Below are 20,819 nucleotides of genomic sequence, written 5' to 3'. Positions count from 1 at the left end.
GGAGCGCAGCAAGGTCGTCGCCCCCGTTACCTTTTTCGTAGTTCCTGATCAAGGAGCTGCGGTCACCAGGCCCGGCATGACTAACGCCCCCAGTCGAACCCATGATCCGGGGGGTGGTGTCACCGGGCCTGGTGGCATCGACCGACCGCTGATAGGGACACGGCCACCACTGGGTAGGTCTCGTCGTAACGTGGGTGCCGGCGCTCGATGCCCGACCGGTGACCACATCCGACGAACGAAACGACATGGTGAATGAGCAGCAGTTTCAGCGTGTTCCTCGGCCTGGACGTCGGCAAAGACGCCCACCACGCGGTCGGTCTCGACCTCGATGGGAAGCGACTGCACGACGGGCCGCTGCCCAACACCGAACCGAAACTGAGAGCCCTGTTCGACAAGCTCGCCGCGCACGGCACCCTGCTGGTCGTGGTCGACCAACCGGCCACGATCGGGGCGCTGCCGGTCGCGGTCGCCCGCGCCGCCGGGCACCAGGTCGCCTACCTGCCCGGCCTGGCCATGCGCCGCATCGCCGACCTCTACCCCGGCCGCGCGAAAACCGACGCCCGGGACGCGTTCGTCATCGCCGACGCCGCCCGCTCCCTGCCCCACACCCTGCGCCCGGTCGACGTCGGTGACGAGGCACTGGCCGAACTGGAGGTACTGGTCGGGTTCGACGACGACCTGGCCGGCGAAGCCACCCGGATCAGCAACCGCATCCGCGGCCTGCTCACCGGCATCCACCCTGCCCTGGAACACGCCATCGGACCGCGGATCAGCCACCCGGCGGTGCTGGAGATCCTGTCCCGCTGCGGCGGCCCGGCTGGCATCGCCCAGGCCGGGCGCCGCAAGCTCACCGCGATCGCGAAGGTCCACGCGCCGCGCATGGGCGAGCGGCTGGTTGAGGCGATCATGACCGCGCTCGGCGAGCAGACCGTCACCGTCCCGGGCACCGCCGCGGACACCGTGCTCCCAAGGCTGGCTGACAGCCTGAAAACCGTTCTGCAGCAACGCAAGCAGGTTGCCGAGCAGGTTGAGGGGATACTTGATGCGCACCCTCTTGCCGGGGTCCTGACCTCGATGCCCGGCATCGGTGTCAGGACCGCCGCCCGCATCCTGCTCGAGGTCGGCGACGCCTCCAACTTCGCCTCTTCCGGGCATCTCGCGGCCTACGCCGGGATCGCACCGGTCACCCGCAGCTCCGGCACCAGCATCAAGGGCGAGCATCCCGCCCGGACCGGCAACCGCCAGCTCAAACGCGCGTTCTTCCTCGCCGCGTTCGCCGCGCTGTCCGATCCGGTCAGCCGGGCTTACTACGACCGCAAACGGGCCGAGGGAAAGAAGCACAACGCCGCGCTGATCTGCCTGGCCCGCCGTCGCTGCGACGTGCTCTACGCGATGCTGCGCAACGGGACCCACTACCGACACCCCGAACCAGCTCCCGTCCCCTCTGCGGCTTGACAACCACTGTGAGACTGCGCGGGCGGCCTGGTGGTCGCTGTCAGGATAGTCCGGCGGTGCGGGATGACTCGTTGACAACCTGGCCGTTCTCGAACGTGCCTTGCCTATGACACGTCTCCCACGCCGTCCGGGCCGGCCTGGCCCACCCAGTGGCTTGATAAGCAGCCCGTCCGCCCGCACGGCGTGACTCGTCACAGTTTCGCCTGGGTGCCCACCACGGCCGACGCCCACAGACCAACGTCGTCGGCTGGAAGGTACCGCGTGAACATGCTGCTCGAGTCACTCGAAGGCGTCATCGGCGTCGACACCCACCGCGACACCCTCGCCGCAGCCGCGGTCACCGCAGTCGGCGCCACGCTGGGACATGCCGACGCCCCAGCCAGCGCCGAGGGCTACCGGCAGCTGCTGGACTTCGCGCGAGCGCAGGTGCCCGGCCAGCGATGCTGGGCCGTCGAAGGAACCAGCAGCTATGGTGCCGGACTCGCCGCCTTCCTCAGCGAACAGGGCGAACAGGTCGTCGAAGTCTGCCGACCCAAGCGCCCACCGCGGCGCGGCGGACGCAAGAACGACGCCCTCGATGCGGTTCGAGCCGCCAGGGAAATCCTCAGCAGCGACCGCCTGATCGAGCCTCGCAGCCGGGGCCAGCGCGAAGCCCTGCGCGTCTTGGTGAGCACACGAGCCGGCGCGGTCTCCGCCCGCACCGCGGCGATCAACCATCTCAAAGCACTGATTGTCTCCGCTCCCGAGAACCTCCGCGCGGAACTGCGAGGCCAGAGCAGCGACGCCCAGATCAGCTACTGCGCAAAACTGCGCGACCGTCCCGCCCAGGACCTCGAGCACCGCACCACCATCCGGGCGATGCGCTCCACCGCCCACCGCATCCAAGCACTCAAGACCGAGGCGAACGAGCTCGAACGCGACATCGCGCGCTTGGTCGACGACGTTCACCCCGAGCTGGCGCACCTGCCCGGCGTCGGCGCTCTGAGCGCCGCTCAAATCCTGATCAGCTGGTCCCACCACGGCAGGCTCCGCTCCGAAGCGGCCTTCGCCAGCCTCGCCGGCGCCGCACCGATTCCCGCCTCCTCGGGCCTGACCAACCGCCAGCGCCTCAACCGAGGTGGCGATCGCCAGCCCAACCGAGCGCGCCACACCATCGTGCTCACTCGCAGCCGGATCGACCCCGCGACTCGCGCCTACATCACCCGCCGGCTGGCGGAAGACAAGACCCTGCGAGAGATCAACGCTGCCGCGAGCGGATTATCGCGCGTCAGCTGTTCCGGACTCTCCAGCAACACCACACGACCACGCCAGCAGCCCTTGACGCCACATAGCAGCGTCATAGGGACACCCCCCGGCCGGCCTATCGCCACGGCGAGCTCAGCCGATCGGCAGCTGAGCCGACCGTTCCAGGCTCCCCGAAGCAAGGAGCTTCGCACGAAGGTCATGCAGCGTGCTTTGCCCATCACGATTAAGACGCCAGAACGTCCACCCATTGCACGACTGGCGATCCATAACGAACATCGCGGCACGAGACGGACTGGGGAACAACTCTCCCGAGGGAACGCTTATCCTGCCATCCCGTTCGATCGTTGCCGTGTAGTCGTTACCTTTGTTGCGCCCGACAAGCTTGTCGCCCGGCCTAAGCAATCGAGCTGCAAGCAGTTCCGCGATCGTCACATCATACCGGGCACGAGTACGCCGAGCTACTCGCCGTTGAGGACTGACCGTCTTCGGCACCGTGAAACCCAACATCTCCGGCCGCCAAATAATTTCACATAACTTTACATAGAGGATCTGTCGTTCCTCTATAGATTCTTTCGTAAACTCGTCATAGTGTTTCATGAATTTCTTAAGATTATACTTATCGAGGAACTTGCGATAGGCGGGAAACTTCGAATAACTATGCTTACTCAGCGACTTGACCAGCATGTTTTGACGAAAATAATAAGGCAACTTATCAGTGTAGCTATCCGCATTGTAACTGGCATTGTCGGACTTTGGCAGCAATAGCAAGCCGCCCAACCTATTTCGCGTCGCCTTGAACGCCTGCGGCGTCTTTACTTCTACCTGATGACGATCAAACTTATTAGCCCAAATGTGTTCGATTTCATATGGGCACCCACGGTCTACATATGCAGGGAAGTCATTACTGCCATCGCATTCCGATTCCACGAAGGCCGTTATTCTGGCGAGGAGATACCTTACTTGCCGCGAATTGTCCGGCTGCAACCCAAACTTCGCCATGCCAGAGAACTCGTCGTCAAGTTCTGCGATTCGTCTCGAAAGCAGCGTGCGCAACTCGCCCACAGACTGCGTTTTTCGAGCCAGCGACACCAACTCGTAAACATCTTCGTCGAGGTCGGCCGGCTTACTAACGGAGCCGTTTACCAATTTTCTGATGTACGTCAGGTCCAAGAAAGACGCAACCAAATTCGCCTTTTCCCAGAAGATCGACTCGCTGTCTTCCACCCTGACTGCGGCAACAATGAGCAGGAGCTGTTTTTCCATTCCAGTGACGGCATTGTAGTAAACAGGTCGCAGTTCGGACGTGAAATTCATCGTCGCCCAGACAAGCGACTGATAACGCTGCGATAGTTTGGCAACGGTAATCTTCAAGAAAGTTCGGTAATCCTCAGCTGCATGTAGGCCCATCCTACCAGAATTGACCCGAACCCATTCGTGTGCCGCGTTATCAACTTCGTCGCGCTCGGAACGATCGTTAACATCGGCATACTTGGCGAGCAGCAGTGTACTCAGGAACTCACCGGGTACCCGAGCCCCCAGCGTAGACAGATTGCTGAGCATCTCGCGCCATTGCGTGTTAAGGTCAGTGGCGTCCAAGCGAGCCATCTCGATGAGATGGCCTTTGAGCAGGTCAATCGGCGCCAGCCGAACGCCTCGATCATTCATCGTGACGAAGATTTCCCACCCATGCCGCTCACTCTCTGCCTTGATGCCGACCAGGCAGACCCGGTTGAGGAACCAGTCGGTGAACGGGAGCAAGCTCTCCCCACGGAGATCTTCCGGAAAGTCTTCCACGAGGTCCCGCGCACGTTGCGCAAGATTGCGAACAGACGGGCTCGGATTGACAGGCAGGTCGTAGTCACGCCCATGAACCAGCGCTTCGAGCAGTTCCCTGCGCTCGGACGCGTTGACGGTGAACGTTGTCTCACCGTAGTTGACAGTCCAGATTAGGTTCGCGACCTTTGTGGCATCGACCCGCTCCTCGGCTTCGTCAAGAAGCCGGTACAGGTGAATGAGTAGCAGGTGTAGCGAGGTCATCCGCTGCTGGCCGTCCACCAGGACGGTGTTGTCATCCGCTTCAACGTAGACGTAGGGGCCAAGGAAGTACGGCTTATAAGTCGCGGTCTCCTTCCGGCCGTCACCGGTCTTGCGCGAAGACGAGAAGCTCTTATACAGATCGAGTATCAGCGTAGCAACGTCTTTACGCTCCCACGTGAACTCACGTTGATAGTTGTCAACCCGGAAACTCGCGCCGGAAAACAGCTGGTGGACAGTCTTCGAGAATCCCTGAATCGGCGCGTCCGGCATCTACAACCCCTCGATCAATTTCGTCAACGTCAAGACATAACACATCGACGGCTCGTCACCCATCCGCTGTTCGAGTGACATGTGGCACCGCAGATTGCGAGATCAAATCCGGTACCGAGTTACGACCCGGAAACCCAGCATGGCCATCAGGACCACATGGCATGCCCGTAGCTGGAACCAGCTGCCTGCGCTGCCGCCGTCGCCGCCGAGCAGATCAACGCCTTCCCTCGGCGAAGAGCCGGCGAACCTCGCTCGCCAGCGATGGTGGTGTTGCAGTCGTCGTCGCTCCCGCCCCTTATCGCACGGTCCCGTTCTGGGCCCGAGCGGCTCACACGTCCGTCCGGTGATCGATCGCGGCCTCGTAGAAGGCGTCCGCGAGGGCCACGATGACAGCGCTGATGGCAGGCCCGTCGCTGAAGAAGTAGTCGGCCATGGTGTTGTGGGCCTCCTGGTTCTCGACTACCGCCTCAATGACCGCCGCCTGGAAGTCCTGCGACTCTATGAACTGCTTCTTCGAATTCACCTTAGTTTGGTTGATCAGGTCCGGGTAGGCGAGCAGCCGCTGCACCAAACCCTGCACGAACTCTCGGACCTGCGACCCGGTGAACGACTCGGCGCCGAAGAGGTCATTCATCTTGTCGATGACGACCTGGAGTGCGACATACTTCGGCTCCTTTCGGTTGCCGGTGCCCGCGGCTCTGATCCCCTTCAGCTCACCGTCGCCGGTCAGCGAGATGTCGACCGCGGTCCCCTTGCTGTGTTTGACGCCGACCAACACAACATCGGACAGGTCGACCTCCGCGGCCCAGGATGAGTCTGCGATGACCTTCTCCAGGAGCCTCAGAAAGATCGACAACATCTCCATGTACGGGTCACCGTAGTCAACGATCTGACTCATGAAGTCGTAGAGCCGGACGAGGGTGGAGACGTCCTTGCGGAACAGATCAAGGGTGTTGAGAGTGACCTTGTCGTCGGACTCGATCGCAGCGGCGTAGCGGCGAGCGAACTCGTTCTTAGCTGGACTAATCGCCGCCGAGAGCGCGTTGTTGCCCTTGCGGGTGACCCACAGTTCGGCGACCTCTCGCACCTGCTCAGGTGTGTAGATCCCAGCCTGGGCAAGCTTATTGACAAGATGGACGACGACGTACGGGTCGGTCTCGGTCTCCAGAGTGGCGTTGGTGAAGTACGGCTCGAACGCAGCTCTGATGTCCTCGGGCTTGTTGACGAAGTCTATGACGAACGTTTTGCGCTTCTGCTCTCCGCCTGCAGTGCGATGCGTGCGGTTGAGCCTGGACAGCGTCTGCACCGCAGTGAGCCCGGGGAGCTTTTTGTCGACGTACATCGCCGAGAGCAGCGGCTGGTCGAACCCTGTCTGGTACTTGTTGGCGACCAGCATGATCTTGTACGTCGTGCCCTTGAAGGCGGCAGCCAGGTCAGAGCCGGCGCCGGGGTTCAGGTTCGCTTCGGTGAACTCGTCGTCCTTGCTCGGCTGTGGCCCCCAATCCGAAATCCATTCCTCGTCCTCGGCCATCGTCACCGAGCTGGAGAACGCCACCAGGGTGCGGTAGTTGTACGAGGCGTCCTTGGCGGCCCGCTTGGCGATGTAGGCGTCGATCGCCTTTTTGTACTTCACTACGGCCCTACGAGAGTCGGTCACGACCATCGCCTTCGCCTTACCCTCCAGCAGGTGGGCGACGTTGACGTGGAAATGCTCGACGATGATCTGCACTTTTTGGCTGATGTTGGTCGGGTGCAGCTTCACCCACCGCATCAGGCCCTTACGTGCAGCGGCCTCGTCCACCACCACGTCACCGTCGCCACTCTCGGCTTGACCGGCAATCTTCAGCGCGGTGTCGTAGGACTGGTAGCCCCTGAGCACGTCGAGGATGTAGCCCTCCTCGATCGCCTGCCGCATGGAGTACAGGTGGAACTCGACCGGCTTGCCGTTCGGGCCCTTGCGGCCGAAAAGCTCCAGCGTCTTGTTCTTCGGCGTCGCGGTGAACGCGAAGTAGGAAATGTTCTCCGACTGGGCCCGCTCAGTCATCTCCGAGGCCAAGATCGACTCTACATCGACGGGTCCGCCCTCCTGGATCTCCTTGACCTCCTCAGCGGTCAGCACCGCCTTGAGCTTGGACGAGATCTGCCCGGACTGCGAGGAGTGCGCCTCGTCTGCGATCACCGCAAACCGCTTCCCTTTCAGTCCCTTGTCGACCCGGATCTCGTCGAGCGCGAACGGAAATGTCTGCACTGTCACCGCGATGATCAGCTCACCGTTCTTCAACGCGGTCGCCAGCAGCCCGGACTTCGACTTCGCCCCCGCTTTGCGGACATCCTCCGGGCTGATTGTGACCACGATCTTCCCCGACCCGTCGATCTGCCGGATCGCCTCCTGAAGCTGCCCGTCGAGCACGGTGCGGTCCACGACCACGATCACCGAGTCGAAGACCTTCTCGTCGTCCACATGCAGGCGCGCCAGCCGGTGCGCGGTCCAGGCGATGGTGTTCGTCTTCCCCGACCCGGCCGAGTGCTCGATTAGGTAGCGGTATCCCACTCCCTCCTCGCGCACCGCGGCCACGATATTCGTCACGGCTTCCCACTGGTGGAACCGCGGGAAGAGCATGCTTGTCCGTCGCATCGAGATGCCGGTGGCAACGTCCCACTCCTCCTTGCTCTCTACAATCATCAGCTTGCCGATGATGTTGAGCCAGGCGTGCTTCTCCCAGACCCGCTCCCACAGGTACGCCGTCGCCGACCGCCCACCCCTGCCGGGCGGGTTCCCCGCACCACTGTCGTGACCCGTGTTGAACGGCAGGAAATGCGTCTTCTCACCCTCCAACTTGGTGGTCATCGCGGCCAAATCGTTCGAGACCGCGAAGTGCACCAGCGCCCGGTGCCCGAACGACAGCAGCGGCTCCGGCCGGCCATTGGTCAGCGGGTTCCGGTTCTTGCGGTACTGGTTGATCGCCTCATCGAGAGACTGGGTGAAGTCGGTCTTCAACTCGACGGTGGCGACCGGGAGTCCGTTGACGAAGAAGACAAGGTCGATGCTGCGCTGGTCAGCAGTGGAGAAGTGCACCTGCCGCATGACTCGCACCCGCATCGCGGTGTACTGCTCGTTGGTGGTCGCGTTGAGACTGCTCTCGGGGCGGAACTGCGCCATCTTCAGTCGGCCGCCACCGATGTACTGCACGCCGTTGCGCAGGATGTTCAGCGCCCCGCCACCATGTTCGAGAGGCTTGTCCAGCGCAGTGGTCAGCACGTCAAGGAACTTCGCCTGCGACCCGGCAGCCTTCAGAGCCTTCTCGTACGCCGCCTTCTGTGTTCCCTCTAGCCAGGCGAACAGGTCCTCGGGAAAGAGCGCCCGCTCCCGGTCATACCCGGTGTCATCGGCCGAATAAAGCCACCCGTGGCCGGCCAAGAACTCGCAGATCTCGGTCTCGAAGACACCCTCATGGTGGTCCGCCATCACGCCCTCTCCCGCACGTCGATCTGCCCCGTCACCGCCGCCGTGATTAGCGCTGACCTGCGCTCCTTCGAAAGCTCAATGAACCGCTCGGTCTCAGCGATAAGCGAGTCGATCTTCGCAGTCTGCTCGTCAAGACAGGCGACGATGCGTGCCTGCTCACTGAGGGGCGGCAGCGGTAAGACGATCGCCCGGACATCGCTGGCCGCCACCTTGTACGTGCCGACAGCGGTTCGAGCCCGAGTCCCGATCTGCGCACGAGTCGCTGCGGAGTTGAACGCCCATACGAAGAACTCGGGAAGCATCGAGGCACCGACCCGAAGGCGGATTAACAGGTCAGGATAGATGTACTCCTTGTTATTGAACTCTGATCCGACCAGACCCGCGCGGCCAACAAGATTTACATTTCCGTTTCCTCGAACGAGCAGGACGTCACCGGCTCGCAGCCGAAGGTCGTTCAACCTTGGCACCGAGGTGCGGTCAACGAACTTCGTTACGTTGGGTCCCATACTGACTCGTCCGTCCCGGACCGCACCCAACGACAACGTTCGCAGATCGCCGACTGAGCTACCCTCGGGCGATACGCCATTCGAGGGACCGAAGGATAGCAATCGCTTGGTCGCGACAGCCAGCCATCCGACAGGCAAAACAGGCAGCCAAGGGTCTCCCGTCTGAACCAGCTCGGCATCTAGGCCACACGAAAGCACCCGATCGACGACAGCGTTGCGCCGCTCGCGAAGCAGCTCGATCAAGCGCTGCTGCTCCTCGATGAGCGTGTCGATACGCGCGGTCTCACGATCGAGGTAGCCAGCGATGGCACGCTGCTTTTCGGGTGACGGCAGTATCACGGGGAGAGCGCGAATCGCCGACACGTTGATGCGGCGAAACGTACTGCCAATCATCGCCGACTCGATTGCGTGGACCGCTTCCGCTCCTACCAGTGCGTATCGGAGGAATGTCGGGTCGACGTCCGAAGTCCTGCGAAGAAGGACCGTCTCCTGGCCGATAGCGAACTCAGGGACACCTGGTCCTACCGCTGATACAAGGCCCACCGACACATTGCGAATGAAAAGCAAGTCGCCGACCCGCGGCGCGCGGTCTCCCGCTCGCAGGTGATCAAAGAACTCCTGAGTCGTGTAGTTGCAGTCAGACAGGTCCACATACGGACCTTGACACTCTCGGATACTCGCGACCGGGAATCGGCGGTCGTCGTCGACGAACTCCGCAGTGACGTGAGCGCAATCGATGACGTCAACGAGTCGCCTGAGTGGCACCGTTTTGGTCATCCCTCCACCTCATGGAGCAGGTCGAGGATCTTGGTGACCTGCTTCTCCAGGTCGGCGTCGATCTCGGCCAGCGGACGCGGCGGGACGTACTTGTGGAAGTGGCGGGTGAAGGGGATTTCGTAGCCGGTCTTGACCTTGGCCCAGTCGATCCAGGCGTCAGAGACATGCGGTGTCACCTCGGCGTCGAAGTACGCCTGGATCACCTCTGCCTTACCAGCCGCACCAGCGATCGAGCCGCCGTAACTGAACGGGACGTTCTCGGTGTCACGCTTCTTGGCGTCCGACTTGGGCTTGCCTTTGCGGTCGACGACGGGGTTACCGTTCTCGTCGAGGAGGGGGCGCTCGACAGTGATGGTCCAGTAACCAAACTCGTCGTTGCGCAGCACCTTGGAGTAGTCGGGGTCGGCGTCGGCGAAGTCGGCGTACAGACGCACGACCTTTGTGCGGTCATCCTCGCTGAGCTCACGATTCTTAGAGCCGAGGCTCTTGCGCATTTTGGTCCAGAACGCGGTGCCGTCGATGAGCTGAACCAAGTCTTTGCGGTCGGGGTGTTTGGTGTTGTCGAGGATCCAGATATAGGTGGCGATGCCGGTGTTGAAGAACATGTTGGGCGGCAGCGCGACGATGACATCGACCAGGTCGTTCTCCAGCAGCCACTTGCGGATTTTGGAAGGGCCGGACTCGGCGGCGCCGTTGAAGAGCGGCGACCCGTTCATCACGATGCCGGCCCGGCCGCCGCCGTCCTCGGGGGCGCGCATCTTGTGGGCCAGGTGGAGCAGGAAAAGCATCTGCCCGTCCGAGGTCGACGGCAGGCCGGGGGCGAACCGGCCGTAGGGGCCGGCTTCGTCGCGCTCTTTGGTGACCGCCTTGGCGTACTGCTTCCAGTCGACGCCGTACGGTGGGTTGGACATACAGAAGTCGAACTGGCGCCCCTTGAAGGCGTCGTCCGTCAGTGTGTTGCCGAAGGCGATGTTGGTCGCGTCGTGGCCCTTAGCCAGCAGGTCGGACTTGCAGATGGCGTACGACTGGGGGTTGTACTCCTGGCCGTACAGGCTCAGCTTCGCGTCGGGGTTCTGGGCGAGCAGGTGCTCCTCTGCCAGGGCGAGCATGCCGCCGGTACCCGCGGTGGGGTCGTACAGCGTGCGGACGATGCCAGCCTCGCTCAGATCGACGTCCTTCTCGGCGAAGAGCAGGTCGACCAGCAGCCGGATCGCGTCCCGTGGCGTGTAGTGGTCACCCGAAGTCTCGTTCGCGGCCTCGTTGAACTTGCGGATGATGTACTCGAACGCATCGCCCATGTCGGCGTTGGAGACGACGTCCGGATGCAGGTCGACGCGCTTGAAGGACGTGATGACCTCCCGCAGGAGCCCCGCCTTGTCCAGGGCGAGGATCTCCTTCTTGAAGTCGAAGTACTCGAACACGTCGACATCGGATGAGAACCGGTCGATGTAGTCGGCCAGGTTGTCCGCCAACCCGTCGGCGTCAGCCAGCAGGTTGGCGAAGGAGTAGTTCGAGGTGTTGTAGAACGGCCGACCAGTCGACTTCTTGACCTCGATCCTGAGCCGGTTCGGGTTGTCATACTTCGCCGCCAGTTCGCGCACCGTCTCGCGGTTCGGCGCGAGGATGCAGTCGAGGCGACGCAGGATCGTTAGAGGAAGGATCACGTTGCCGTACTGATTGGGGCGGTAGGGACCCCGAAGCTGGTCGGCGATCGACCAGATGAAACTACCGAGGGTGCTCACAAGGCTCCTTACGAGGCTCGCTCGATGCTGGATGACGGACGCCCAGCGCGCGGCGTGCACGCCGCCCGAGCAAGCGGGGCACAGTCTGCAGCTGCCGGCGCTTCACACGGACATCATTGCGTATCGCAACTCTGCGCGTGCCCATAGCTACATCGACGCAGGTCAAGGGCGGCATGTTACTACTACGCGTGGACGGCTTGCCCGAACTGGGCTGCATACCGCGCAGTCACTTACGTAATCAATTGCATACTCTTGGTGCCTCAGCACATCGCTGTTCGGTGTTCTCGCTTGACCGAACACCGAACACCTGAGACGATTGGGGACATGCCTCCTGATTGGCGCCGGGCCATCGATGCCGTGATCGCTGCGCTTCAGGCTGTTGACCTTACGGCTGCACCTTCGGCAGAGGACCTGGCTGCCGGCCTCACGGTCGAGATCAATGGGGTGCGTTTGGACATCGACGTCGAAGTTGCCTCGACGGTGACGCCGGAGTCACTGGCGAACCAGCTTCGTCGACATTCCGGCACGAGTCCTCAAGCGGCCCCAGTTCACTTGCTCGTCGCTGATCGGATCGTGGCAGCCGCCCGCGAAGAGCTCGGAAAGCAGGGCTGGAGCTGGCTCGATCTTCGAGGTCACCTGCATCTTTCCGGCCCGGGTGTACTTGTCGATACCGCAGTCCCTGCCGCACCCGACGCTCCTCGCCCGGTCGACCTGTTCGCTGGCAAGGTCGCACTTGAAGTTGCCTCCGCTCTGCTCCTCAAACCGGAACATCCAGGTTCCGTTCGCCAACTCGCCCGGGAACTCCACCGATCTCCCAGTTCGGTCTCCGCCGTGATGAACTCGCTGCGAGAAGCTCAGCTCATCGACTCCGAGAGCCTTCCGGTGACTCCGGAGCTGTTCTGGGAGACGGCGAGCGCCTGGCGACCAGCAGAGACGACGGTGGCGCGTGTGGCGCTCCTCGACGACCCCACGATTGCAGGCGCGTTGCGCACTGGCTGGGATGAGCCGCCAACCGGCGTCGGCTGGGCTCTGACGGAAACGATGGCGGCTGCCGCTTACGGCGCTCCCGTCGGAGTTCGGGCTGCCTATCCACCGGACTTCTACGTCCCCGACACGACGACGGCCCACCGGGCCGAAGCCCTCCTCGGAGTACCGACATCCGACACTGCCCGCGGTGCGACCATCCGGATCGCGCCAGTACCCCAGGTGTGCTCACTGAGATTCCCGGCATCGCCGGATGGGCCTCCGTGGCCGCTGGCACATCCACTGTTCGTGGCTCTCGATCTGGCCTCCGATCCCGGCCGCGGCCGGGAGATCCTCGAAGGTTGGGACCCACCGCAAGAGGTAACGCGTGTCTGGTGATCAGCCCTGTGAAGTGGAGCTGTTCGGTCCGGTCACGGCGTCCCTGGTTCAGGCGCTTCCGGAGATCGAGCGGCGGCTCGCTCGAAGGATCACCGTGGTCGGTGGCCTCGCCGTCCTGTCGCGTCTCGGTTCGGCCGCGCATCGGGTGACCAGTGACGTCGACACGGTCAACCGGCGGCTCGGCGGCGAACCGGGCCAGCTTGATGTCCTGCTCGCCACCGGCGCCACCGCGGTCGATGGGGCAGGTGCGATGGTCGCCACGCCGACCGGCGATGTTCGGGTGGACGTGCTCGAAGTCAGCGAGGAGCAGCTCGACGATCTCCCCGAGGATCCGACCGACCGGCTCTACCTGCTCAGTCACGACTGGGCCCTACGTTCGGCGACACCCCTGCATATTCGCGCTGTCGGTGGCGGCACTACAAGCGAACACACGGTCCAGGTCGCCGAGCCAGGACCGCTTGTAGCGACAAAGCTGCAGGCGCTGCCTAACCGGGCACGTGTCAAGGAAGCAACAGACCTGCTCGACATCGTTCGGCTCACCCTCGACGACGAAACCGGACCGGTCGTCCGCGCTCAGCTCGCCGCCGCCGACGTCGTACTGAAACAGGACGCAGCGCTGCACGTCGAACGGTGGTTTCGGACGGCCGCCGAGCGGAGCTCGCGCCTCGTCAGGACAACACCCAATGGCTCCGACACCACGCCAGATACGGTTGCTTTGGTCGGCGAACTTCTCCTCGGTTCGCTCGCGCGCTGAGGATATGCAGACGGCACCGGCATTGAGCTGGCGCGGCACGCCGTGCGACATGTCGCGCCAGCTCGTCGTCCTATGCCGCGACATTCCTGAACGGCAGCTGCAGCTGATCGGCCGGCTCACCTGCAGCCAGGTTCGCCGCGGCCGACGACTGACAGAGTCCCTCACTCGCCATTCCGCCGCAGCATGAACCCACTGGTCGTGTCGGCGGCCAAGTCTGGCCGCCGACACCACCAGCGATGAGGTTTCTCAGTCTCCCACCCCAGAAAGCTAATGCCGTGAATCATCGAATAGTTCGCGAACTCGACCGGCCACGGTTCTACCGCGTCGGCGAGGCCGCAGCGATGCTGAACCTGTCAGCCATGACCCTCTACCGAGCAATTCAGGCCGGCGAGTTCCCCGCCATCAGAGTCCGGAACCGCATCATCGTCCCGGCGCGCGCAATCGACGACATCGAGCAAGCTGCCGTGACCAGCAACAGCGTCGTCGACACGGCCAGCTTCACCACGCCGGCTCCGCCTGCGAGACCTCAGGCGTGATCCACGCCACCGTCGGGGGTGAGCGACCAGCGCGCATGGCGCCCGCCGGCGTGTAACCCTCAAAGCCGCGACACGCCCGGGCAACAGGCCGGGATCTCATGACCCATTTCATGACCCGAAACGCTGCTGCCTGGTGATGTTCAGGAGGACGTCACGGAGAACCGTGAGGACAAAGTTGCAGGTAGATGCCATAGTCAACGCTGTTGCCTGCTCTCCTAAAGCGGGTGTCGCAGGTTCGAATCCTGCCGGGGGCACCAACGGCTGCACGCGGTTTCTCCGGTGTCGACCGCCGCGTCACGCAGTTGCACGACTCACCCGCCGAAGAAACGCGCGTTCCCATTGCGCGGTAAAAGAATGGGACTGCCCCTTCGCGGGATGGCGCTCTTCTCCTTCCAGATCTGAAATCGAGGGTGCGGGCCTGCGCGTGCCGGTGCGTTCGACGGGCGCCTGCAGATCGGTGAGCAGGGTGACAACGGCGGCCTGGTCGGCGAGTCCGCGGGTGTCGATCACGGGGAACGTCGTCTTCAGCACGCTAGCGCGCCCGGCGACGATCGCGACCGTTCCGGCGCCCCGCCGTGGCGTCGAGCAAGTTGGCCACAGTCCGGCGGGCTGACCTGGAGATGGCCGGAGCGGTATCACCGCGGTAGCGGTGCAACAGCTCCATCCGCACCCGCACGCCTTCCCCCAGCATGCCCCGGACGAGGAGCCTCTCCTTTTCGGCGGTGGGCAGGTCAATCACCCAGGCAGCCAGGTCATCGGGATTGTCAGTGTCGAGCGGAGGAGAAGCCTCGGACGCGACGGCGAGGAGGTCGTCGTCGAGGCGGAGAAAGTCAGCGAGCGCTCGCTGCGCCGCGGTAAGTGTGCCCAACCCGGGCGGAACCGGCGGTTCGAGATCGTTGTCGGCTTCACGGTCGAAAGCGTCCTCATCGCGCTCCCAAGCGCCGTAAGCCGCCAGCCAGGCGAGGTAGAGCGGTCGGAGGTCGCCTGCGGCGAGTTCGGCCCGGACTCCGACGATCGCCGACAGCAAGCTCTCGAAGTCGTAGTCGAATTCGCCGTCGTCGTCTTCACTCGTGAAGTCGAGCACGATGAACTCGCCCGTCACCCAGGCGCTCGCCCCGTCGCCGACGCAGTAGTCCTGGACGATATCCGGATCGAGCAAGCCACACGGCAGGCGGAACATCAAGCGGTGGGTGCCCCAGTTGGCGGCATACAGGTGCGCGTCGTAGTAGCGCTCCATCAGATAGCGCGGGTCACCCTTGAAGTCGCCCCAGTGGTATTCGTTCACGAAGCTCGTGGCGCTGATATCCGCCCGCGTGGACAGGGACCGGACCGCGGCCTGTTCGCCGTCGTCCAGTGGCCGATCGATCGCCAGGAACTCGTAGTACTGGTATTCGCTCACAGCTCACCCCGTTCGTCGGCGCCGGTGAACGGCTTCGCCCGGAAACTCGAGTCGTCTCCCAAGTGGAAGAACAGGTGCCCCTCGATCGTGTCGTCGATCAGGACCGCCCAGCCTCGTCCGCTGACCTGGTCGCCCTCGTCGGCACCTTCCCAGGTGAACTCGACGCCGGGTGAACCGCCCCGTTCGATCGCGCGGCAGTCCAGCCACCCGGTGACGGCAACGAACCTGATCTGACCGGTCCCGTCGGCGGCGAACTCGATGAAACCGGGTCCGTCCAGGTCGACCGCTTCACGGTCCCAGCCGCTCACAACCACGAGCCGCCACCGGCCGACCAGTTCCTTCGGGCACTTCGGCAAACGTCGTGTCACGAGATGGCAGAATAGTCAGGCCTTCGCCGACTGGTTCGCCCGTGCTCGCCGGTCGCAAGTGAACTACTGTTCGAGAACTGATGGACTTCTCCCGGCTCCAGCCCCTCCAGTGACTGGGCGGCAAGAACCTCGTCTACTGGGGTGATATCGACACGCACGGCTTCGCGATCCTGAACAGGGTTCGCCGCTCGTTCGAATGCACCGGGTCCATGCTCATGGACCGGGCCACGCTCCTTGCCCATGAGGGGCAATGGGTCGGCGAGCGACCATCCAAGAGGCATCACTGAAACTATGGGGCCAAGGCAATTCACGGCTGATCCGTCCACCGCGCTCCGTACGCCAGGCCTGGGGTGAGGCGCTGGAACCGCAGATGGATCTCCCCCGACGGGTCGACCGCGTGCGGGCGCCCGCGGTACCCCGGGTCCGACACGTCCCTCTGGAACGCACCCTCCAGCACCCGGACCTCCGGCTGTCCCTCGAACCGGACCCGCAGGTCGAACGACTCGCACGGCTGCCGGGGCACGCACACCATGTGCGGGTGCAACGCCGACGCCGATGGCAGCCGGAACAACAGGGCCGACTCCCAGGACTCGCCGCGGGATAGCGGACGGGGCAAGTCCAAGGCGAAGCCCCAGCGGTCGGTGGCCTCCATGCCTCGGTCCACCAGCCTGCCGCCGTACAGGACCGTCGTCGACAAGGCAGAGCGGCCAGCTGGGAGGGAGACCGCCAGGTCCAGCGATCGCAGGCCGTCGCGGTCGGCCACGATTCGGCGTTGCTCGAGGACCAACGGCGCGCCCTGGTCCAGTACCAGTGACACCGCCAGTGAAGCCGTGTGCCAGCTGTCGGGGGACGCCTCCGGAGAAGGCGAAGACGAAGCCAGCTCCGCCAGTACCTCGATCGCCTCGTCCACCCGCCGGCGGACCGTCCGCGGGTCTCGGTCCAGGAGGGAAGCCGCCCAGCGGACCCGGTCCTGGTACAGCGGCTGGCGGGCCTCCGACGAGATCGCGAAGGCCGCCAGCGCCGCTACCCGGAGGTCCTCCGGAAGGTGCGAAGCCAGCGACGACAGCCGACCCGAGACCTTCTCCCGGATCGCCACCATCCCGTCGTCGGCCGACACCGCGCAGGCCGTTCGCAGAGATGGGCCGACGCGATCCTCCACCCGGCCTGCCAGGCCGCGGCCCTTGCGCAGGGTCTTCAGCTCCTGGACCAGCTCCGCGCGCTCCACCATCGTTCTCCTTCAGTGCGTCTCCATGGGCCGTCACCCCCTTCAGGACAGCGTGCGATCGCCCGGTGGACGGGAAGTGGACAGAACGTGCATCACCGAGGCGATCAGGGCCGTGCCCAGGCGGATGCCGTCACGGCTCAGGTAGCAACGGAACGTGCCGATTCGGCCCAATGCCTCTTCGTCCGCGTCGCCCACGCCGAACGCCACCATCCGGGGGCGCTCGGCCCACGAAAGATCGACGAGCGAAGAGAAGGCCGACGGCCAGGTCACCGGGTCCGTCGGCTGGCCGTCGGACAGGAAGAAGACCAGCGGGCGGTGGACCTGCAGGCGGTGGGCCGCCAGGACACGCGCGTCGGACTCGATCGACGCGCGCAGGAACGTGAACACCGGGCCGAAGTCCGTGCCCGCGGACACCCCCGGTGCGGGCAGGTCGGCCAGTTCGTCCATCGGCAACAGGCGCTGGACCAGGACCGGCTCGGCACCGAAGCCGATCACGCTGCAGAGCACCCGGTCGAGCAGTGACGCGTGGACCGCGCCGCGGAACTCGCGCAGGCCGGCGTTCAGTTCGTCGATGTGGTCGGCCATCGACAGCGAGATGTCGCACGCCACGTAACACGGCAACACGTCGGACCCCATACCCGTTTCTCCTTCACCCCTGATTCGACCGGGCGGAGCTTGGCAAGCGCGCGTGTATCGAACGTGGAAGAAATGCGGATTTCCGAAACCTTGACGGCCGTTTTCGCGATGTCAAAAGAGGACAGCAAGCTGACAGCGGGGAGGCCGCGTGGAGTTCCGGATGCTCGGCCCGCTCGAGGCGTGGCACGACGGCGTGCCGGTGCCGCTGGGTGACCAGCAGCAGCGGTTCGTCCTCGTCGTGCTGCTCCTGAACGCGAACAAGCCGGTGTCGAGCGCCCGCCTCGCCGAGATCGTCTGGACCGGCCGGGAAACCAAACCGACCCTGGTGCGCAGCTACGTCAAGCGGTTGCGCGACGTCGGCGTGAGCATCGAGACCACCCCGACCGGCTACCTCCTGCGACTGCAGAACGACCAGCTCGACACGCTCAAGTTCGACTGGTTGCGGGCCGAGACCGGGCGGACCGACGACCCGCGCCGGAAGATCGAGCTGCTGCGGGAGGCCGTCGGGCTGTGGCGGGGGCGGTTTCTCGAGGACATCGACATCGACCGCGTCGGCGGGCCGGAGGTCGGCTTCCCGGAGGAGAGCCTCTCCGACGCCGTGGGCGATCTCGCCGAGCTGGAGCTGGGCATCGGTGACCACCGCTCGGCGCGCGATCGGCTGCGGCCCGTCGTGCGGGCCGATCCGGCGAGCCAGAAGCACGCCGGGCTGCTCATGCGCGCCCTGCTCGCCGGGGGTGACCAGGTCGGTGCGTTGCGCGTCTTCAAGAGCACCCGTGACGCGCTCGCCGGGCTGCGCATCGAACCCGGGCCCGTGCTGCGCAACCTCGCCGCGCGCGCCGAACACGGTGATCCGCCCAGCTCACTGCCGTCGCGGCCCGGGGCGTTCACCGGACGGGCCGGCGAGCTCGCCAAGATCGAGACCGCGGCCGCTTCCGGCAAGCGCGCGGTCTGGGTGAGCGGGGCGCCCGGCGTCGGCAAGACGGGCCTCGCTGTCGAAGCCGCGCACCGGCTGCGTGACCGCTTCCCCGACGGCCAGCTCCTGGCCCGGCTCAACGGGTTCACCCCCGGCGTGCCCGAGACCAGCGTCGGCGACGCGCTCACCGAGCTGCTGCTCGAACTGGGCGTGCCGACCGAGCAGATCCCGGCCACCGTCGGCCGGAAGGTCACGCTCTACCAGACCACGCTGTGGGGCACGCGCACGCTGGTCGTGCTGGACAACGCCGCGTCGGCGGAGCAGATCCGCCCGCTGCTGCCCGAAGACGGCGGCTGCCTCGCCATCGTCACCAGCCGGCGGATGGGCGACACCGGCGAACCGGTCCGGCTCTCCCCGCTGCCGCCGGAAGAGGCCGCCGAGCTGTTCACCGCGCTGACCGACGCGCCGCGGGTGCGCGGGCGGGCGGCCGAGGTCGCCTCGATCGTCAAGCGGTGCGGGTTCCTGCCGATGCCGATCCGGGTGGCCGCGGCGCTGTTCCGGCGGCACGACCGGTGGCCGCTGGAGCACCTGCTCGACCTGCTCGAACAGGGCGGCCCGTGGGGCGAGGACGACGGCATCGCCGCCGTCCGGGTGTCCTACCAGCAGCTCGGTGAGCCGCAGCGCGCCCTGTTCCGGCTGCTCGGCGGTCTGCCGGGGCCAGACGTCGACGTCGTCGGCGGCGCCGCGCTGGCCGGGTGCGACGTCGCCGAAGCCCGGCTGCTGCTCGACGACCTGCACGAAGTCAGCCTGCTGGAGGAGGCGGCGCCCGAGCGGTACCAGATGCTGGACCCGCTCAAGGAGTACGCCGCCGTCGAACCGGCGCCCCGGCAGGCCCTGGTGCGGCTGCTCGACTTCTACCTGGTCACGCTCGCGGCCGCGGTCGGTGCCGCGTACCCGTTCGACCGGGCCCAGCTGCCGGCGTCGGACCGGTCCTGCCCGGTCGCGCCGGCCTTCGCCGACGAAGCCGCCGGCCTGCGGTGGATCGCCGCGGAGCGGGACAACCTCGTGGCCGCGATCCGCTACGCCGCCCGGCACGACCTACCCGAGCACACCTGGCGCCTCGCCGTGCTGCTGTGGCGCTACTTCAACACCACCAACCAGTTCGAGGACTGGATCGGCACGCTCGAGCTCGCGTGGCGGACCGTGTCGGCCGACCCGGGCAACGACTACGGCCAGGCTCACGTGCTGCTCCGGCTGGCGACCGCGAACGACCGGCGCGGACGGCTCGCCGAGGCGCTGGAACTCGCCGCCCAGGCGCTGCCGAAGTGGCACCGGCTCGGTGATGAGCGGGGTGAAGCGGCGACGCTGTGCGCGCTCGCGATCCCCACCATGGAGCTGGGCAAGCACGAGCAGGCGATCGCGCACCTCGAAGCCGCGCTGGCGAAGTACGAGCAGACCGAAGACCGGCGGGGCGAAGCCCACGCGCTGAGCATGCTCGGCTACCTCAACGAACTGCACGGCAACCTCGAAGTCGCGCTGGGCCAGCACGGCGCCGCGGCGCGGATCCTGCGGGAAATCGGGCACGTCCAAGGCGTGGCGCACGCGCTCAACAACCTCGGTTCGGCGCAGGAGAACCTCGGCCGGCTCGCCGAGGCGCTGGGCAGCTACACCGAAGCGCACGCCCACGCCGCCGAAGTCGGCGACCACTGCGTCGAGGCCTACGCGCTGAACAACATCGGCAACGTGCACCGCAAGCAGGGGCGGTTCCCCGAAGCCGTGCGCTACCACGACAAAGCCAAAGAGGTGGCGGCCAACGTGCCGGACGCCGACCTGCGCACACAGCTCTACCTCGACCGCGGCGCGACCGCGCTCGCCCGGGGTGCGCACGGGGACGCGCTCATCGCCGGCCGGGCCGCGTTAGACCTGGCCACCGGCGACGGGAACCGCACCTACCAGGCCCGCGCGCACCAGCGGGTCGCGGAAACGCTGCACGCGATGGGCGCGCACGGCGACGCCGTCGAGCATTGGGACGCCGCCGTCGAAGCGTTCACCGAACTCGATTTGCCGGAGGCCGGGGAATTGCGCACCGAACGCGCGGCTTGGGAATGCGCCTGCGCTTCGCGGTGAA

Annotated in this window: 15 protein-coding genes and 1 pseudogene; 7 read left to right on the top strand and 9 right to left on the bottom strand. The window is 65.1% G+C overall.

Translation table 11 applies throughout. The features are described 5' to 3' along the window. Nucleotides 1–252 precede the first annotated feature (252 nt). Together H4696_RS39250 and H4696_RS39245 are read left to right on the top strand one after the other, a co-directional pair. Nucleotides 253–1,455: an IS110 family RNA-guided transposase gene (locus H4696_RS39250; protein WP_086857057.1), complete on the top strand. Its 1,203-nt coding sequence runs from the start codon at nucleotides 253–255 to the stop codon at nucleotides 1,453–1,455. Between the two features lie 267 nt (nucleotides 1,456–1,722). Next, nucleotides 1,723–2,595 (top strand): annotated as a pseudogene (locus tag H4696_RS39245) (IS110 family transposase); the annotation flags it as partial. 237 nt (nucleotides 2,596–2,832) lie between these two features. On the opposite strand, the gene H4696_RS39240 reads toward H4696_RS39245, so the two are convergent. From H4696_RS39240 to H4696_RS39225, 4 genes are all read right to left on the bottom strand, one after another. Then, entirely contained in the window at nucleotides 2,833–5,007 is a 2,175-nt protein-coding gene (locus tag H4696_RS39240; RefSeq protein ID WP_086857056.1) for a restriction system modified-DNA reader domain-containing protein, read from the bottom strand. Between the two features lie 328 nt (nucleotides 5,008–5,335). Continuing rightward, nucleotides 5,336–8,473, bottom strand: a complete 3,138-nt coding sequence (locus H4696_RS39235; RefSeq protein ID WP_086857069.1) for a type I restriction endonuclease subunit R — start codon at nucleotides 8,471–8,473, stop codon at nucleotides 5,336–5,338. Then, the gene (locus H4696_RS39230; RefSeq protein WP_086857055.1) at nucleotides 8,473–9,756 is read right to left on the bottom strand and encodes a restriction endonuclease subunit S; all 1,284 of its coding nucleotides are present in this window, start codon (nucleotides 9,754–9,756) and stop codon (nucleotides 8,473–8,475) included. The genes H4696_RS39235 and H4696_RS39230 overlap by 1 nt, the downstream gene beginning before the upstream one ends. Continuing rightward, nucleotides 9,753–11,498 carry a type I restriction-modification system subunit M gene (locus tag H4696_RS39225; RefSeq protein ID WP_086857054.1) on the bottom strand — a complete coding sequence of 582 codons (1,746 nt, stop codon included), beginning with the start codon at nucleotides 11,496–11,498 and terminating at the stop codon, nucleotides 9,753–9,755. Before H4696_RS39225 ends, H4696_RS39230 begins: the two co-directional genes overlap by 4 nt. A gap of 288 nt (nucleotides 11,499–11,786) precedes the next feature. Between H4696_RS39225 and H4696_RS39220 the strand changes: the two genes are divergently transcribed. The 3 genes from H4696_RS39220 to H4696_RS39210 all read left to right on the top strand — a co-directional run bounded on the left by H4696_RS39220 (nucleotide 11,787) and on the right by H4696_RS39210 (nucleotide 14,150). Next, nucleotides 11,787–12,860, top strand: coding sequence for a transcriptional regulator (locus H4696_RS39220; protein ID WP_143264956.1), 1,074 nt, complete (start codon nucleotides 11,787–11,789; stop codon nucleotides 12,858–12,860). 13 nt (nucleotides 12,861–12,873) lie between these two features. Next, nucleotides 12,874–13,614 carry a hypothetical protein gene (locus tag H4696_RS39215; RefSeq protein WP_086857052.1) on the top strand — a complete coding sequence of 247 codons (741 nt, stop codon included), beginning with the start codon at nucleotides 12,874–12,876 and terminating at the stop codon, nucleotides 13,612–13,614. A gap of 275 nt (nucleotides 13,615–13,889) precedes the next feature. Beyond that, nucleotides 13,890–14,150: a helix-turn-helix domain-containing protein gene (locus tag H4696_RS39210; RefSeq protein WP_249026872.1), complete on the top strand. Its 261-nt coding sequence runs from the start codon at nucleotides 13,890–13,892 to the stop codon at nucleotides 14,148–14,150. Between the two features lie 294 nt (nucleotides 14,151–14,444). Here the strand turns inward: H4696_RS39210 and H4696_RS39205 are convergent, their stop codons facing one another. The 3 genes from H4696_RS39205 to H4696_RS39195 are packed head-to-tail and all read right to left on the bottom strand — an operon-like array spanning nucleotide 14,445 to nucleotide 15,917. Next, nucleotides 14,445–14,681, bottom strand: coding sequence for a hypothetical protein (locus tag H4696_RS39205; RefSeq protein WP_143264955.1), 237 nt, complete (start codon nucleotides 14,679–14,681; stop codon nucleotides 14,445–14,447). Between the two features lies 1 nt (nucleotide 14,682). Beyond that, nucleotides 14,683–15,549 carry a hypothetical protein gene (locus tag H4696_RS39200; RefSeq protein WP_225955928.1) on the bottom strand — a complete coding sequence of 289 codons (867 nt, stop codon included), beginning with the start codon at nucleotides 15,547–15,549 and terminating at the stop codon, nucleotides 14,683–14,685. Next, on the bottom strand, nucleotides 15,546–15,917 hold the full coding sequence (locus H4696_RS39195) for a hypothetical protein (RefSeq protein ID WP_249026871.1): 372 nt from the start codon (nucleotides 15,915–15,917) through the stop codon (nucleotides 15,546–15,548). Before H4696_RS39195 ends, H4696_RS39200 begins: the two co-directional genes overlap by 4 nt. A gap of 113 nt (nucleotides 15,918–16,030) precedes the next feature. Between H4696_RS39195 and H4696_RS51560 the strand changes: the two genes are divergently transcribed. Continuing rightward, nucleotides 16,031–16,204, top strand: a complete 174-nt coding sequence (locus H4696_RS51560) for a Wadjet anti-phage system protein JetD domain-containing protein (RefSeq protein ID WP_086857067.1) — start codon at nucleotides 16,031–16,033, stop codon at nucleotides 16,202–16,204. A gap of 20 nt (nucleotides 16,205–16,224) precedes the next feature. Here H4696_RS51560 and H4696_RS39185 read toward each other — a convergent pair whose 3' ends face one another. Next, complete coding sequence (locus tag H4696_RS39185; protein WP_225955927.1) at nucleotides 16,225–17,145, bottom strand: hypothetical protein; 921 nt, start codon at nucleotides 17,143–17,145, stop codon at nucleotides 16,225–16,227. 39 nt (nucleotides 17,146–17,184) lie between these two features. Further along, nucleotides 17,185–17,778 carry a vWA domain-containing protein gene (locus H4696_RS39180; protein ID WP_086857050.1) on the bottom strand — a complete coding sequence of 198 codons (594 nt, stop codon included), beginning with the start codon at nucleotides 17,776–17,778 and terminating at the stop codon, nucleotides 17,185–17,187. Nucleotides 17,779–17,926: 148 nt separating this feature from the next. Between H4696_RS39180 and H4696_RS39175 the strand changes: the two genes are divergently transcribed. Continuing rightward, complete coding sequence (locus H4696_RS39175; RefSeq protein WP_249026870.1) at nucleotides 17,927–20,818, top strand: AfsR/SARP family transcriptional regulator; 2,892 nt, start codon at nucleotides 17,927–17,929, stop codon at nucleotides 20,816–20,818. Nucleotide 20,819 lies beyond the last annotated feature (1 nt).

Source organism: Amycolatopsis lexingtonensis, from assembly GCF_014873755.1.
GTDB lineage: Bacteria > Actinomycetota > Actinomycetes > Mycobacteriales > Pseudonocardiaceae > Amycolatopsis > Amycolatopsis lexingtonensis.
The sequence above is the reverse complement of the archived record's forward strand: the minus strand, read 5'-3'. Positions and strand labels throughout refer to the sequence as shown.

Excerpts from the sequence above, each read along its gene's own strand:
- H4696_RS39180 (WP_086857050.1), bottom strand. The coding sequence starts at position 17,778 with ATGGGGTCCGACGTGTTGCCGTGTTACGTGGCGTGCGACATCTCGCTG.
- H4696_RS39240 (WP_086857056.1), bottom strand. The coding sequence starts at position 5,007 with ATGCCGGACGCGCCGATTCAGGGATTCTCGAAGACTGTCCACCAGCTG.
- H4696_RS39230 (WP_086857055.1), bottom strand. The coding sequence starts at position 9,756 with ATGACCAAAACGGTGCCACTCAGGCGACTCGTTGACGTCATCGATTGC.
- H4696_RS39185 (WP_225955927.1), bottom strand. The coding sequence starts at position 17,145 with ATGGTGGAGCGCGCGGAGCTGGTCCAGGAGCTGAAGACCCTGCGCAAG.
- H4696_RS39250 (WP_086857057.1), top strand. The coding sequence starts at position 253 with ATGAGCAGCAGTTTCAGCGTGTTCCTCGGCCTGGACGTCGGCAAAGAC.
- H4696_RS39235 (WP_086857069.1), bottom strand. The coding sequence starts at position 8,473 with ATGGCGGACCACCATGAGGGTGTCTTCGAGACCGAGATCTGCGAGTTC.